Raw genomic sequence first — 13,994 nt, 5'->3', positions numbered from 1 at the left:
GTTGGGATTACTAAATTTTTCACACACCGGTGCGGTCCTGCTCGGGGCGGGGGAATTCTGCTGAAGCGGACTGCGGCATCAGCGATTCCACGGCTTCAATCGCGCGCAAGGCGACGGTGACGGCGCCGTGATTGGTCAGGCATTCGACTGTTTCGGTTCCGACGTGCCGGACTACTCCACGGGTGATCACGTGGCCGCCTGCGAGATAGAGGTTGACGGGGTGCGATCGGTAGCTGGCCATGACTGCGTAGTCGATCGGCGGATTGGTGCTGCTCCGTCTGCGCATCATTGCGCGTCGCTCTGTCGAGGGCTGCTGGTGGCTGCGGCAGTGAGGTAGCGGAGTGCTTCGTCCTGGGCGCTGTCTAGGCCGGCGGCGATGTCGAACACGGTGTAGCCGTGGCGTGTGGCGAGGTCGGCGATGGTCATGCTGCGAAACAGGTTGTATGCGGCCCACTTTCGGACTTTTTCCTCTGGCCATCCGCGTTGGGCCATCCAGTTGCGCGGGTCGGTGCGTGTGATATCGACGAGCCGGTCGGCCATGTCGTCGGCGGTGTCGATGATGAAGATCGCGGTGTGGTCCCGTTCGAGAGTGCTCACCCAGTCCGGCCACAGGCCGCCCTCCATGAGCAGGTCGCCGTGGGCGGCGGTGGCGTAGGCCTTGGCGGATGTCCAGAGCACAGCGTCGCGGCATCGCAGTTCGGCCAGCCACTCGGTGGGGTTGTAGGTGTTGATGCTGGGCGCCTTGTGTAAGGCGGTGAGGGCGTCTGCGGTGGCTACTGTGGCCACGGCGTGCAGGAGGTGGTCGAGGTGTACTAACTCGGTCGGACGGGTGGCTGCCCAGCGGCGTGCGAGGGTGGTCTTGCCTACCCGGGCTGGGCCACCGATCATCATGATCGAGTCAGTGGTGGGCGCTGCTGGCGAGCTCGGGTCGGTTCGATCGGGGGTATTCATGGCGTCAGGCATGGGGCCAGCGCGCTCCCTCGATTGTGATGCCTTGTGGGAGGTCTGATTCGGGGACGCGTTCAACGTTGACGTGACCGTCCGGGTCCTCGTCGTCGTCAAGTCCGATGTCCTCGGGTTCGATGCGCGACACCACATCGGTGAAGTCGTAGTCGCTGTACGGGCTGGCGCTGGCATGCGCTGTGCGTCCATTGTCGGCGCGGATGCACCACACGTGTCGCTCTGCGCGGGCGGTCAAGATGTCCAGGAACGTTTTGGCGCAGTCGGCGACCCACGTTCCGCTGCTTCGGCTTTCGTCGGGCAGATACGGCAGGAGCAAGGTGAGTACACGTCGGGCGTAGTCGGCTTGTTCCGGTGTTGCGTGAACCTCGATGTCGGTGATGCCGGCGCAGGACGGTTTCCCGGACACATACAGGGTGGCGGTGCTATCCCGGCCGTACGCGGAGGTTCCCAGCATGCCGGCGCTGTGCACGGTCGTGATGTCCTCGCCGTAGTGGAAGAGAACGCGAATTGGATTGTCCTTCAGCGCAGCACCCAGCAGGACAGGGCTGGCGTCGGCAAAGAAGCCCAGCGTGTCAGGGCCTGTGGTTGTCGTTGCGGTCATGGGGTTTGTCACTCCTGGACGCGGAACGTCGTCAGGGTGAACTGAACCAATGGCTTTGCGCCAGGGGCTGGTGAGGAACTCGTAGTGCTCCTGGGTGAAGACGTCGCCAATCAGATCGCGTGCTAGGAGCGCGCGTCCGGCCTCGGCGCCTGCGGGGCGGGGGTACCCGTGCGGGCGATGATCGAACAGCGCTTTCGCAACTGAAGTGCAGCGGCGGGGGTCCGTCGCCAGGCTATTTGACTGCTTTACCGCAGTTGCTGCTGCAGCCATGGCGGTAAACCAGGGGGTGAGTTCGCAGTCTTCGCCCCAGAACGCGTCGTCGCGTGCGGCGCGGATGTCTTTGACCTGTTCGGCGGTGAGACTGTCGGCGGCGCGCGCTATTCGTTGAATCGCTTCACGTTGGGGGCCTAATCCGTCGGTCTCGGGGTCAGGGCAGGAACACACCGTGTAGGGGCTCCACTGGTGTTTATGGGTGCGCGTTGTTGGCGGATCGGCGGCGGGGGGCTGCGGGGTGTGGGTCACGACGAGGGTCTCCGTTGGCGGGCGGCGCGGCGCCGGGCACGACGATTGAGGCGCGGGCCGCTGGCCGTCTTCTCGAATGGCGCCGGAAATGCGGACTGGTGCGGAGCGTTGAGAGGGTTCCATTGGGGCTGTGCGTCGTGGTCGTTCTCGACGCGCATCGGATCGGTGTTCGGCCGGGTGATCTGTATCCGGTGGGTGCGCGCCTCGGTGAGGATCGATCGGGGGTCGGTGGCCAGTTCTTGGTCGCCGGTTGTAGCCGGGGCGTTCGCGGCGGTCTTGAGTTTCTCGATGGTGGTGGAGTACTCGTCGACGTAGATGAGTAGTGGGGTGTCGTTGACGTAGAGGTGTGGTTTGAGCGCGCCGAGCCGCAGTGCGTCGAGCGGGCCGGAGGTGCGGTGAGGTTGTTCGGTCATGATGCGGTGATCCTTGGCGATCTGTTGATCAGGGTTCGGTTCGGTTGGCCGGTGGTGACGCTGTGGGTTACTGGTTGCCGCGGCGGCGTTTGATGAAGGCTGCGATGGCGAAGGCGATGACGCCCACGACGATGAGGATGACGAGCCAGTCCGGGACCATGCGGGCGGCGTCGGTGCCGATGTGCCATCCGAAGCCGCGGGCGATGGCGTCGACGAGGTGTTGCAGGAGGTGGCCGCCGGCGGTGGTGGTGTGGTGGGTCAGGGGCGCGAAGTGGTGGTTCACGAAGGGTCCTATCGGTCGATTTCGATGATCACGTTGTGCACGGTCACTGGGGTGCCGTGCTGGTCGGTGGCGTCGATGAAGATCGGGGTGTCGTTGATGGCGGCGGCGTGGCGTGCGTGGTCGACGAAGTCGGCGAGGCGTTCGAGGGTGAGGTCTTCGGCCGGCAGGGTGATGGATTCAAACGCCATGGGTGGCCTTCGCGTGGATGGTGGGCTGGGCTGTTGTGGCGTGTGGGGTGGGTGCTCCTCCCCCACTGCCGGTGTGTGGTGCGTGCATGTGGTGTCCGTTTCGTTGTTGGGGTCGCGGGTGGTTTATGTGGTTAGGGCCAGCAGGCTGGTGGGCTCGTTCAGGGCAGCGCGCAGGTAGTCCTTGCGTGCCCGGAGTGCTTCGGTGAGGTCGGCCAGTTGGGCTGTGGCTTCGCGGACGGTGTCGGTGTCGATCTCGTTGGCTGCGGCGTCGATGTAGAGCTGGCGTACGGCGTTGTCGTTGGTGCGGATGGTGCTGAGTTGGAGGTCTTCGATCTCTTTGAGGACGCTGGCGATGGGGGCCAGTTGGTCGTGGTAGGCGATGAGTTGGCGGACGAGTTCGACGAGGGTGTCCCAGGCGCGGGCGGCGGCGGCGGTGATCTCGGCGTTGCGTTTGGCTAGGGCGCTGTCGGTGTCGCCGGCGGGTGTGGGGACGAGGTTGGCGCGGGCGTGCCAGATGCGGTATGCGCGCAGTTCGATGTCCAGCAGTGGGCTGTCGAGGTCGATGTGGATGTTGTTGGTCAGGGCGCTGTTCCATGCCCGGCTTGCGCGGATGTCGGCGGCGACGATGTGTGCGATGGCGACCAGGCGAGGTTCGCGCCATACCAGGGCGGCGGTGCCGGGCTCCCCTGTGTCTGGGAGGCCTTGGCTGGCCCAGTCGATGTGCAGGGCTTGTTCGTTGGGGTACTCGTCGAGCTCGCTGGACAGGCAGGGCCAGTTGACGGCGGCGTTGGTGAGTTCGGCTACTTCGGTGTCGGTGTAGGCGTATCTGGTCTTGGCTAGGCGTGAGCATCCGAGGCTGGTCAGGCCCAGGCTGACGGCGGTGATGGCGCCGGTGATGAGGTGTCGGGCGAGTTCGTCGAGGTCGGCGGAGGTTATTGGCGTGGCGTGCACTAGCACGATGATCATGCTGGTCACGGCCAGGAGTGCGCCTATTCGGGCGAGGAAACCGAGGACGATGCCGCAGCCGGCGAGCTCATAGCGCACGCCGCGGCGGCGTTGGAGGGAGGCGTCGATGTCGGTGAGGTCGTCGCCGAGGGTGGTGGCTTTGGCGCGCAGGGTGTCGCTGAGTGCGGTGGGGTCGATGGCGCCGGTGTAGCGCAGGGCGCGGACGAGGGCTTTGTTGGAGTAGCGGCGGGCTGGTGCTGGCAGGCTGGTCTCGGCGATGAGGTCGAGGTCCGGTTCCGTTCGGTATTGGTCCACGGCTGTCCTTGTTCGGGTGCATGCGGGGTGTTGGGTCCACTATCGGGCCGGGATCTGACATCCCGTTGTTCGCCGGTGTGGCTGTTGGTGATTCGTGGTGAATCACAGCGGGGTGGGTTGTGTTCGGCGTGTTGGGTGGTGATGACTCCAACACTCTGATACATGTATTACATGTATCAGAGTGTGAATGGAGTGGCGTATGACTGCTAAGACCGCGGGCACTCCCCTACCCAAGGCACGTACCCCCAAGCGCGGCGCGGCAGCGAACGGCCGGCGCTCGCCAACGCGCGTCGTCGACGACGCCGACCTGGCGCCAAGAAGTAGCCCTCTGGGAATCATCAAAGGCATGCGCCTCACTGAAGAGGAGGCCCAAGCCGAAGGGTTGCAGGTTCTGCAGGTCCCCCCGTCACGGCTGATCCCCCACCCATTCAACGACCCCACCCGGTCGCAGGTCCGCCCTGACGATCCCGGCTGGAAGGACCTGTTGGAATCGGTGGCGGTCAGCGGCGTGCGGATCACGGGCGCTGCGGTTACGAAGGAGGCGTTCATCCGCCGCTGGCCTGATCTTCTGGCCGGCGATGTTGACGGTGACTACGTCCTGGTCTATGGGCATCGGCGGCGGGCTGCGGCACTGCACACCGGGGCCGCGACCATGCCGATCATCCTCGATGACACCGAGCTCGACGACCCCAGTGGTGGCCTGCGGACGATGTTCGAGGAGAACCAGCGCCGTCAGCCTCTTACCCCTCTTGCCGAGGCCGAACTGCTGGCAAGGTTCATCGACGACGCCAAGATGACGCAGCGCGAGCTCGCGTCGATGCTGGGGATGTCGCAGACGACGGTGCACCGCCGGATGTCGCTGCTGTCGCTCGACAGCAGCCTGCGTGCACTGGTGGCCGATGGCAAGTGGTCGCCGACCCAGGCTGCACGGGTCGGGTCCGAGTTGCCGTACGGGCCGATCCGGTCCTGGCAGGAGCCCGACCAGGACCAGGGCAGCGAGGCGCGGCGAGCTGAGCAGTTGCGGGCTTACGAGCTGACCCAGTCCCCCACCAAGATGATCGCGGAGGCCGCCGTCGATCGGGTGGTCGCCGAGCGGGAATCGCGCGCAACGGCCGCCGCCAAGGGTATCGAGATCGTGGACCCTGCGGCGCGGTTCGGTGATGCCGCTACCGCTCGGCGCCACCGGATCTACGACGATGCAGACGCCGTCGGGATCGAGGTGGTCGGCGCCATCGACGAGACCGGCACCCTGATGCTGTACCGCACGGCGCTGCCCGATGCGGCCGACCCCGGCAGCTCGGGGCCGAACGATGGAAGCGGGGTCGACTCCGACGGTGGCCAGTGGCCCGACGACGACGAGCGCAGCGGGAGCGGCCCGGCGGCCAAGTCCACCGCGGCACCGAAGCCTGTTCCCTCGCGCAAGAAGTCATCGGCGGTTGATCGTGCCGCGGTGCAGAAGGCGCGCCGGGCAGCGGCGGCGACGATCGCCTTGACTCCCCCGCCGCGCACCCAGCTGCTGCAGGTGCTGGCCGACCAGTACGCGCTCGGCGTGCATGCACACTCGGCGGGTACGGCGGCCGAGAAGCTCGCCGCTGCGTGGGGTCTGGACGGGGCGGACCTATCGGTGGCCAAGACGCGGGTGGAGATGGCCTGGACGCTCGCCCTGGCCGCTTATGAGACACGTGCGTCGGCTGACGGTGCGTGGTCGCGGGCGCACAAGCTGTACTACGAGATTCTGCGGGAGCGCGCGGGCTATAAGCCCGGGCCGTGGGAGTCCGAGCAGCTCGATACGATCGCGGCTGATTCGTGGTGAATCAGATGGCTGTGATTCGTGGTGAATCGCAGCCCCCTCGTTCGAACCGGATGATTCATGGTGAATCACCGGAGGCATTTTCTTCAGGTGCCACGCCCGTCCTGATTCGTGGTGAATCACGGCGGCGGTGCTGCTGGTTGATTCGTGGTGAATCACCGAAGACGCTTCTCTTGCCTGCCGCGTCGGTTCTGATTCACGACGAATCAGGTTCGCATCGGGCGGGCGCGCCGCGGGCTTTGATTCGTGGTGAATCAGCCGATGCGTTGATCCGCCGGACCCGCCGTGGCGGGGCTCGTCCTGTTTCTGACATCTCATCCTGGGCCGCGCCTACGGGCGGCCATGTCGTGATTCATGGTGAATCACCCTCCGCGAAAGGCATCCATTCATGAGCATCTACACGTTCGCCAACATGGCCGGGTCGGCCGGCAAAACGACGACCGGGACGACCCTGGCGGCCTTGGCGGCCCACCGGGGCGCTCGGGTGCGGTTGATCGATTTCGATCCGCAGGCCAATGCGTCCAAGCAGCTCGGGTACGCGTATATGGAGGAGGGTGTGCCCACCATCGCTGACGTGGTCAATGAGACGGCGACGATCGCCGATGTCGACTACCCGGCGCTGGTGCCGGCGGGCATCGACGAGAACGGCGAGCCGGTCTACGACGAAGATTCGGTGATCGAGAATCTGACGGTGGTTCCGGCGGTGACGGCCACGCTGGGTGAGTTCGCGCCGCGGCTTCCCCTGATTCGGGGTGGACTGACACGGCTGCGGCGAGCAATTGCGGCGGCCCCGCCTGTTGATGTCACGATCATCGATTCACCCGGTGCGGCCTCGAACGCGTTGACGGTCAGCGCGATGATGGCGACACGGGCGTTCCCCGATGAAGTCAGCTCGGGGGTGATCACGTGCACGTGGCCTCAGCCCAAGGAAGTTGAGGGAATTGTGGCGTTGCGGCGGGAGATCGCCGCGATCAACGAGGAGTACAACACCGATGTTTCGTTCCGGGGGATTGTGATCTGCTCGGTGCCCAATCGGCGGGGGCAGTTGTACTCCGAAACGATCGAGGACCTCCAGGCAGGTTACGGTGCACTGGTCGCTCCATCGGTCAAGCAGTCGATCCACGTCCCGGAGGCCTACGGGTTGTTCACTCCGGTGCCGCTGTACAGCCGGGCCAAGACGACGACCAAGGAGTACGCGGCCGTGCTGGAGCACTTCCTGGAGCAGGGTTTGTTCCCGGAGGTCAAGAAGGCGTGATGAGGGCGCGCAACTACTCCAGCGTCAATGTTGATCTGGATCGACAGGCCAAGATGCGCGCGGCAGTGAAGTTGGTCCGGGAGGTCACCGGGCAGACGTACACGGTAGCGGCGTTCGTGCGTGACGCGTTCGATGCGCAGCTGAGGATGATCCAGAAGGAGTACAACGACGGCCGGCCGATCCCGCCGGCGGACCCGGGCGAGTTGTTGGATTGACCGGCATGCCCCGGTGGGGGAGGGGAGTGGTTGGCACCCCGTCGGGCATGCCGAGTTCGGAGTGCCCAGTCGCGCCAGGATGCGGTTGAGTCCGGGATACGTTCGAGCGCCGCGTGCCAGTGCGGCTCGTCGACGGCGTCCATGAGCCACCCCGCGCCGCCAATGGTGCGGTGCCCCATCCGGCGAAGGTATTCGGTTGCCAACTCCCGCGACCGATCTGAGTCCAGTTCGGTCCGCCGTCCACGTGAATTTTCGCGCCCACACCTGGGTGCGGATGTGCGGGCGCTGTATTGCTGCTGTCCGTCGTCACTGAATCTGGGGCAGGTCGTGGTCCCTGACCTACGGTGCCCCAACATGATTGAGAATTCTGTTGGCAGCAGTTCTCAGGCAATCTGGGGCAACTCAACTCGTCTGGTTTTCGCGCCAGGTCGATTGACTTGGGTATTGGGCGAGTCTGCACCAGATTTGATGAGAAACCGTCGGTGTTGCCCCATCTATGGTGAGAATGCCTCGGGGTCATCTGAGACCGGACAGCTGCTGCATTCGTGGGGTCACGCGCATTTGCTCGCCAGTCCGTGCGGTTGACACGGCAGGGGAGGGCCGGTTCGTGGTGGTGTGACTGAATTTGGGGCCATTTGGCCGTCACTGTGACGTTTTTATGCTGTCTCCTTGTCGCCGGGGTAGCAGTTTGTTGACTGTGTGGCATTCTGTGGCGCATTTAGGCCCGCAAGCGGAGATACGTGGTGGCATCCCATGCGCATACGGTGGTATGCGTTACGGGGGTATGTGTGTATGTCTGTCTCGCTGGCGTCCGCAGTCGCTTACATATCGGTGCGTGGTGGTCGGCATCATCTATGGCTGGCCGACTGCCTTCGGTGCCGGAATTAGGTGATCTAGCTATCGGCTGGATGGGCATAGGCTCGTATTGCAGGGGTGGTGCAGTGTGTATGAGCGGCAGTAGCCGCTGTGGGGATAGCGATCGCTTCGGGATGTCAGATTGATGTGCTCTACTGCGATCGCATGGGACAAAGTCCCAGCATGGAAAGGGTTTCCTAATGAGCGATCCAGACATCATCGCCGAGTTGCGGGCGCTCGCGCATGAGCAGGACGAGACCGTCCGCACAACGTTCTCCCTGTCGCGTCGGACGATGCGCCGCCTGAAAAAGGCGCACCAGGACTGGGGCCAACCGATGAGCTGGTTCGTCGAGAGGGGCCTGGCACCGATCCTCGACCAACTCGAGAAGGCCGACCCGCCAGGCCGGACCCACGACGATGACGAGGATGCTCACGATGAGTGAATTCCCGGCAATCGAGGTCACCGCCGCCCAGGCGTGGTTCCTGGCCGAACATCTACAGGCCGGCGGCTACCCGTGGATGCTGGCCATTACCGCGCCGTACAGCGATCCGGCCGAGCGCGCATCGTTCAACAAGCGCTGTCTGCAGGAACTACAGGCGATGGGCCTGATGGACGGACAGGGTCGGGTGCATCAGGCGCTTGCTCACAGCGTGACCACGGTAGGGCGGGCCACGCAGTGGCTGGAGTGGTACACCACAGTCACTCCGGAACGCATCCTGCGCGGTGTACTGGCGCGCACCGGCGAGCCCGACGCGGTGTGCGTTCTACGGTTCGCCCAGATGGTGACGTTTACCCCGATCCAGGTCTCCTACACCGAAGCGCTGATCCCGTACCTCACCGCCGGCCTGCCCGACCAGCCACCGGCACGCTTCAACGAGTTCTCCCTTCCGATGGATCTGGGCGTGACCATCGACCATCGGGTGGCCAACGGTGCAGACATCGTCGATGAGCTGATCGACGCCGGTGTTCCCGAAGGCGCAGTCCATGTCATCGCCACCGCCCGCGGTGGCACGTTCACCAATGCCGAGATCACCGCTCACGAGTCGATTCACGGGGTTCGGCGCTCGACCGATGTAGGTGTGAGCCTGCTCGGCACCGATGTGGGCCGGATTCTTGTCAGCCCGCCGCCAGGTGAGCCCCGCGAGGGCGGCGAATCGGTGTGGGCGCCGGCTGATCCGTTTGCGGTGGCCGCGGCGCTGCACCACCTCACTGGCCGATTGTCTTCTGGCTCTTGGTTTCCCCACGACCCCTTCAGCAACTGACCTCCACCTTTTGGAAGGAATTCGCAGACCCATGAGTGACTTCATCTTTCCCGGCAACGAGCCGCGTCACGATCAGAGCACGGGCGCTCACCATCAGGCTCCCGACGACGGGCAGACCGAAACCGGTGCGCAGCAGAGCAATTGGAACGGCAGAGCGGCGGACAGCGGGCCGCAGCGAGCCGTGGGCGGATCGTTCCTCGAGGACACCGATCCCAACGAGGTGACCATGGTCCATGGTCAGTACTTCACCGACAACGGAGCGGTTCAGGTGGTGCCGGTCGAGTCATCCGAGCCGCGCTGGACGCCGCCGGCAGGGAGCCCAGCGTCCGCCGCCTCGGAATATGAGCAGCCCCCTGCTCAACAGGCCCATGATCGGCAGTACGCCCCGGCGCATCAGCAAGCCCGGCCCGCGCCTCAGCCCCAGTTTCAGCCGCAGTATGCGCAGCACCCTCAGCAGCAGCCGCAGTTTCAGCCGCAGGCGCAGCTCCCCGGCAACACGGCCCCGGCTGCGGCTCCCGTTGCGGCGCAGCCGAGCCCGGCCGGAACCTTCGGGCTGCAGTCGGGTTCGAGCAGCGCCGGGCCGCTGCTGCCCGAGTCACCTCGGCGCACACGGCGGGCCGAGCCGGACCGCGGGTGGCGCAAATTCGTGTTCGCCTCCACGTTCGGGCTGATCAATCCGGGGCCGTCGGTCAAGCAGGAACACGACGAGCATATCGATGAGATGATCCGCCGCACGCTGAACGGCGTGCACAAGATCGCGGTGATGTCGGTCGGCGGCGGCGTCGGGAAAACCACGGTGACCGTCGGCCTGGGCAACACGATCGCCTCCAAGCGTGGCGACCGCGTGATCGCGGTGGACACCGACACCGACATGGGCAACTTGTCGCGCCGGTTCAGCGAGCGGGGCGCGACGATCGAGCATGTGGCGGCAATGAATGATCACTGGCAGTACTCCAACGTGCGCCAGTACACGGCGCAGAACATCGACCGCCTGGAAATGCTTGGCTCCCAAAACGATCCAGCGTCGAAGTACACGCTCAATTCGCAGGACTACAGCACGACCATGTCGATTCTGCAGACGCACTACAACGTGGTGCTGCTGGACTGCGGGACAGCGATCACCTCACCGCTGTTCCAGACGATCGCCACAGACGTGGCGGGGCTGGTCGTGGTGGCCGCGGTGAACGACAAGGGCGTACGGGCCGCCGACGACACCATCAAGTGGCTCAAGGCTCACGGGTACCAGCAGCTGCTGCAGCACACCGTGGTGGTGCTCAATGGGACCGACCGGGGCCGGGCGATGATCGATGCGGACCAGTGGGAGAACTACTTCCGGGATTTGTTGCCGCGCAACGAGGCCACCCACGGGGAGCGTGTGCTTTCCATTCCGTACGACAAGCATCTGGCTGAGGGGCAGGCGGTGGAGCTGGAGGCGATGCGCTCCAAGACACGTAAGGCGTTCGTCGCGCTCGCCGGCGCGGTGGCTGAGTTCTACCCGGTGAGCCCGGGACGTGGGGGAGCGTAGGTCCATGGATTCCTCGAATGTGCTGAAGGTGGCACGGGTTTCGGTTTTTGACAGCGACCGCCTTGTTGATCTAGCACTGCCAACCGGGTTGCAGGTGCGGGATCTGATTCCCCGGATTCGGACGATGCTTGCCGGCGGCGGAGACGACGATCCAGTGCTCGCCGACGAGCAGACCGTGTTCCGTCCGTACTCGCTATGCCGCATCGGGGGCACGCCGTTCAGCGTGGAAGCCACTCTGGGCGCCCTGGGAGTCACGGACGGGGAGCTGTTGGCGCTGGTGATGTTGCCACCGGGGCCGACGGCCCCGCCTGTGGTCGAGGACCTGGCTGACGCGGCAGCCATTCACGCTGCGGAGCAGTCGTCTGAGTTTCGGCACGCCCTGCTGGCCCCGATGGCACAGGTCTACGCGCTGCTGGTGTCAGCTCTGGTGGTGGGTGTGTCAGTGTTTGCGTGGCACAGCGGTTTTCACCACTGGGCGGCCGGAGCACTGGGTGTGGTGACGCTGGTGGCGGTGCTGGCCGCGGTGGTGCTGGCCCGACGCGGCCAAAGTGCCATCGCCGGTCATGTGGCGCTGGCTACTGTCGTGCCGCTGGGGCTGGCGTCGGGGTTGGCGTTATCCGGGGATGCCGCGGCACCGCGGGTGTTTTTGGGCGCTGCGCTGGTGACGGCCTGGTCGATGGCGCTGGCATTTTTGGGCCGGCAGTGGACTGCCGTGCATGCGGCGATTTTCGCGACGGCTGGAGCGGTCGCTGCGGCCGCGGCGTGCCGGACACTGTGGCATCTGCAGTACGCGCCGCTGGGCTGTGGGTTGATCGGGGTGGCTTTGATCGTGTCGTCGGCGGCGCCGACGTGGTCGACGATGGCCGCGCGGTACCCGCTGCCGAACGTTCCCGCGCCGGGGGAGCCGACTCCGTCGCCCCCGCCGCTGGCCGAGTTGGAGGAGTTGCCGCGGCGGGTGGCGCTGACTCAGTCGTTTCAATCCGGGTTGCTTGCGGCCGCGGTGCTGATGACCGTTATCGGGTCGGTGCTGGTGGTGTGGCCACCTGCCCGGCCGGGGTGGTGGAACTGGGGGCTGGTGGTGGCGATCGCCCTGGTGATGGTGCTGCGGATGCGGTCCTACGACGTGGCTGCGGGGTGTTTGTGGCTGTTGTCGACGCCGTTGTTGAGCGCGGCGTCGGTGTCGGTGGTGTTCCTGGCCACCGGGCACGTGATGGCCGGGGTGTACGGGATGGGTGTGCTGATTGGGTTGCTCGGTGTTTTCGTGGCGGTGGCGGCCAATGCTCCTGGGGCGCTGTCGATTCCTGGGCGCGGTCAGCTCGACAAATTTGAAAGTGTGCTGCTGTGGTCGGTGCCGGTGGCCATGCTGGTCTTGTCTGGAGTGCTGACGCTGATCCAGGAACACGGGGTGGTCCGATGATTCGTCAGATGGGTGCTGTCGCAGCTGTGCTGATGCTGTTGTCGCTCAACAGTGCGCCGGCGGCTGTGGCCATGACGATCCCCGTGGTCGATCCTGGTGCGGTGCCGCCGGATGGGCCGCCGGGGCCGGATCATCCGATGCGCCAGCAGTCGCAGCAGTGTGCGCTCAACGGGGCGCTGCCGGGGTTCGATCCGGCGGCGGTCCCGCCGTCGCAGGCCATGCTTGATCTTCCCGAGGCGTGGAAGTCCTCGCGGGGGGCTGGGGTGGCGGTGGGCATCATCGATTCGGGGGTGGCGCCACAGCCTCGGCTTCCGCACCTCACTGGTGGCGGCGACTACATCGATCCCGCTACTGGCGCCAACGGGCTGGCCGACTGTGACGGCCACGGTACGGCGGTGGCCGGGCTCATCGGCGGTGCGCCCGGGCCCGATGGATTCTCCGGGGTGGCCCCGGATGCGGCGCTGATTTCGGTGCGGCAGACCTCCGAGCAGTTCGCGCCGCAGAACCCCCAGGGCGGGGATCCGCAACAGATCAAGACCACCGGCAGCGTGGCCTCGTTGGCGCGGGCGGTGCGGCATATGGCCGATATACCCGGGGTGCGGGTCATCAACATCTCGGTGGTGGACTGCATCGCGGCCTACAAGACGGTGGACCAGGCAGCGTTGGGTGCGGCGTTGTACTACGCGTTCGTGGTCAAAGACATCGTGGTGGTGGCGGCGGCCGGAAACGGCGGTGAGAACACCTGTGCGTCCAATCCGTTGACTGATCCGGCGCGGCCGTCCGATCCGCGCAACTGGGCGGGTGTCACGACGCTGTCGACGCCGTCGATGTGGCAGCCGTTTGTGTTGTCGGTGGGTTCCCTGACTCCGGCCGGGCAGCCCTCGCCGTTCACGATGGCGGGCCCGTGGGTCGGGATCGCCGCTCCAGGGGAGCAGATCGTGTCACTCGGCAACGCCCCCAACAGTGGACTGGTCAACGCCCAGCCGTCACAACAGCAGCCCCTGGTGCCGATCAACGGCACCTCGTTTGCGGCCGCCTATGTGTCGGGTGTGGCCGCGCTGGTGAGGTCCAAGTTCCCCAACTTGTCCGCTCACCAGGTGATCAATCGTCTTGTCTCATCGGCACATAACGCTGCGCGGGCCCCGTCCAATCTCATCGGAGCCGGGGTGGTCGACCCGGTCGCGGCGTTGACGTGGGACATCCCCGACGGGGATCGGGTGCCCAATTCGATGCCGGTGATGCGGATCGCGCCGCCGGCGCCGGTGCGCCGTGAGGACCCGATGCCGCGGCTGATCGCGTTCGGGGTGGGTGTGACGGCGGTGGCTGCGGTGATCATCCTGGTGGCTGCGAAGGGGGGCCGTCGTGACCGCAACGTCTAGCCCCCGTACGCGCAGGATCGCCCCAGCGGTGCCGGGGTGGCGGCG

General features: G+C 65.7%; 16 protein-coding genes. 9 read left to right on the top strand and 7 right to left on the bottom strand.

Translation table 11 applies throughout. The features are described from left to right. Window positions 1-19: 19 nt before the first annotated feature. The 7 genes from AC3WTE_RS14245 to AC3WTE_RS14215 form a co-directional block, all read right to left on the bottom strand. A complete protein-coding gene (locus AC3WTE_RS14245) occupies window positions 20-289 on the bottom strand; it encodes a hypothetical protein (protein WP_492438422.1) in 270 nt (89 codons plus the stop codon). Then, window positions 286-963 (bottom strand): hypothetical protein, encoded by a 678-nt coding sequence (locus AC3WTE_RS14240; RefSeq protein WP_492438421.1) that lies wholly within the window; start codon window positions 961-963, stop codon window positions 286-288. The genes AC3WTE_RS14245 and AC3WTE_RS14240 overlap by 4 nt, the downstream gene beginning before the upstream one ends. Continuing rightward, on the bottom strand, window positions 956-2,086 hold the full coding sequence (locus tag AC3WTE_RS14235) for a hypothetical protein (protein WP_492438420.1): 1,131 nt from the start codon (window positions 2,084-2,086) through the stop codon (window positions 956-958). Before AC3WTE_RS14235 ends, AC3WTE_RS14240 begins: the two co-directional genes overlap by 8 nt. Continuing rightward, on the bottom strand, window positions 2,083-2,499 hold the full coding sequence (locus tag AC3WTE_RS14230; RefSeq protein WP_492438418.1) for a hypothetical protein: 417 nt from the start codon (window positions 2,497-2,499) through the stop codon (window positions 2,083-2,085). Before AC3WTE_RS14230 ends, AC3WTE_RS14235 begins: the two co-directional genes overlap by 4 nt. Window positions 2,500-2,566: 67 nt before the next feature. Continuing rightward, a complete protein-coding gene (locus tag AC3WTE_RS14225; protein ID WP_492438416.1) occupies window positions 2,567-2,782 on the bottom strand; it encodes a hypothetical protein in 216 nt (71 codons plus the stop codon). 8 nt (window positions 2,783-2,790) lie between these two features. After that, window positions 2,791-2,970 carry a hypothetical protein gene (locus AC3WTE_RS14220; protein ID WP_492438415.1) on the bottom strand — a complete coding sequence of 60 codons (180 nt, stop codon included), beginning with the start codon at window positions 2,968-2,970 and terminating at the stop codon, window positions 2,791-2,793. Window positions 2,971-3,093: 123 nt separating this feature from the next. Further along, window positions 3,094-4,230 (bottom strand): hypothetical protein, encoded by a 1,137-nt coding sequence (locus tag AC3WTE_RS14215; protein ID WP_492438414.1) that lies wholly within the window; start codon window positions 4,228-4,230, stop codon window positions 3,094-3,096. 199 nt (window positions 4,231-4,429) lie between these two features. Between AC3WTE_RS14215 and AC3WTE_RS14210 the strand changes: the two genes are divergently transcribed. The 9 genes from AC3WTE_RS14210 to mycP all read left to right on the top strand — a co-directional run bounded on the left by AC3WTE_RS14210 (window position 4,430) and on the right by mycP (window position 13,949). Beyond that, window positions 4,430-6,043 carry a ParB/RepB/Spo0J family partition protein gene (locus tag AC3WTE_RS14210; protein WP_492438412.1) on the top strand — a complete coding sequence of 538 codons (1,614 nt, stop codon included), beginning with the start codon at window positions 4,430-4,432 and terminating at the stop codon, window positions 6,041-6,043. 5 nt (window positions 6,044-6,048) lie between these two features. Beyond that, on the top strand, window positions 6,049-6,432 hold the full coding sequence (locus tag AC3WTE_RS14205; RefSeq protein ID WP_492438411.1) for a hypothetical protein: 384 nt from the start codon (window positions 6,049-6,051) through the stop codon (window positions 6,430-6,432). Beyond that, on the top strand, window positions 6,429-7,295 hold the full coding sequence (locus tag AC3WTE_RS14200; RefSeq protein ID WP_492438409.1) for a ParA family protein: 867 nt from the start codon (window positions 6,429-6,431) through the stop codon (window positions 7,293-7,295). The genes AC3WTE_RS14205 and AC3WTE_RS14200 overlap by 4 nt, the downstream gene beginning before the upstream one ends. Further along, entirely contained in the window at window positions 7,295-7,510 is a 216-nt protein-coding gene (locus AC3WTE_RS14195; RefSeq protein WP_492438408.1) for a hypothetical protein, read from the top strand. The genes AC3WTE_RS14200 and AC3WTE_RS14195 overlap by 1 nt, the downstream gene beginning before the upstream one ends. Window positions 7,511-8,565: 1,055 nt before the next feature. Beyond that, window positions 8,566-8,808, top strand: coding sequence for a hypothetical protein (locus AC3WTE_RS14190; protein WP_492438406.1), 243 nt, complete (start codon window positions 8,566-8,568; stop codon window positions 8,806-8,808). Continuing rightward, the gene (locus AC3WTE_RS14185) at window positions 8,801-9,628 is read left to right on the top strand and encodes an ESX secretion-associated protein EspG (RefSeq protein ID WP_492438404.1); all 828 of its coding nucleotides are present in this window, start codon (window positions 8,801-8,803) and stop codon (window positions 9,626-9,628) included. The genes AC3WTE_RS14190 and AC3WTE_RS14185 overlap by 8 nt, the downstream gene beginning before the upstream one ends. 31 nt (window positions 9,629-9,659) lie before the next feature. After that, window positions 9,660-11,153, top strand: coding sequence for a MinD/ParA family ATP-binding protein (locus AC3WTE_RS14180; RefSeq protein ID WP_492438402.1), 1,494 nt, complete (start codon window positions 9,660-9,662; stop codon window positions 11,151-11,153). A 4-nt stretch (window positions 11,154-11,157) separates the two neighbouring features. After that, a complete protein-coding gene (eccD, locus tag AC3WTE_RS14175) occupies window positions 11,158-12,570 on the top strand; it encodes a type VII secretion integral membrane protein EccD (RefSeq protein ID WP_492438400.1) in 1,413 nt (470 codons plus the stop codon). Then, window positions 12,567-13,949 (top strand): type VII secretion-associated serine protease mycosin, encoded by a 1,383-nt coding sequence (gene mycP / locus AC3WTE_RS14170; protein WP_492438398.1) that lies wholly within the window; start codon window positions 12,567-12,569, stop codon window positions 13,947-13,949. Before eccD ends, mycP begins: the two co-directional genes overlap by 4 nt. The last annotated feature ends 45 nt before the right edge of the window (window positions 13,950-13,994 follow it).

The organism is Mycobacterium sp. FW102-FHT13B02 (genome assembly GCF_058790275.1).
This window is presented reverse-complemented; position numbering and strand designations above follow the sequence as displayed.

Coding starts and splice junctions, on each gene's coding strand:
- AC3WTE_RS14245 (WP_492438422.1), bottom strand. CDS start 289: ATGATGCGCAGACGGAGCAGCACCAATCCGCCGATCGACTACGCAGTC.
- AC3WTE_RS14240 (WP_492438421.1), bottom strand. CDS start 963: ATGCCTGACGCCATGAATACCCCCGATCGAACCGACCCGAGCTCGCCA.
- AC3WTE_RS14230 (WP_492438418.1), bottom strand. CDS start 2,499: ATGACCGAACAACCTCACCGCACCTCCGGCCCGCTCGACGCACTGCGG.
- AC3WTE_RS14220 (WP_492438415.1), bottom strand. CDS start 2,970: ATGGCGTTTGAATCCATCACCCTGCCGGCCGAAGACCTCACCCTCGAA.
- AC3WTE_RS14210 (WP_492438412.1), top strand. CDS start 4,430: ATGACTGCTAAGACCGCGGGCACTCCCCTACCCAAGGCACGTACCCCC.
- AC3WTE_RS14205 (WP_492438411.1), top strand. CDS start 6,049: ATGGCTGTGATTCGTGGTGAATCGCAGCCCCCTCGTTCGAACCGGATG.
- AC3WTE_RS14200 (WP_492438409.1), top strand. CDS start 6,429: ATGAGCATCTACACGTTCGCCAACATGGCCGGGTCGGCCGGCAAAACG.
- AC3WTE_RS14195 (WP_492438408.1), top strand. CDS start 7,295: ATGAGGGCGCGCAACTACTCCAGCGTCAATGTTGATCTGGATCGACAG.
- AC3WTE_RS14190 (WP_492438406.1), top strand. CDS start 8,566: ATGAGCGATCCAGACATCATCGCCGAGTTGCGGGCGCTCGCGCATGAG.
- AC3WTE_RS14185 (WP_492438404.1), top strand. CDS start 8,801: ATGAGTGAATTCCCGGCAATCGAGGTCACCGCCGCCCAGGCGTGGTTC.
- AC3WTE_RS14180 (WP_492438402.1), top strand. CDS start 9,660: ATGAGTGACTTCATCTTTCCCGGCAACGAGCCGCGTCACGATCAGAGC.
- eccD (WP_492438400.1), top strand. CDS start 11,158: ATGGATTCCTCGAATGTGCTGAAGGTGGCACGGGTTTCGGTTTTTGAC.
- mycP (WP_492438398.1), top strand. CDS start 12,567: ATGATTCGTCAGATGGGTGCTGTCGCAGCTGTGCTGATGCTGTTGTCG.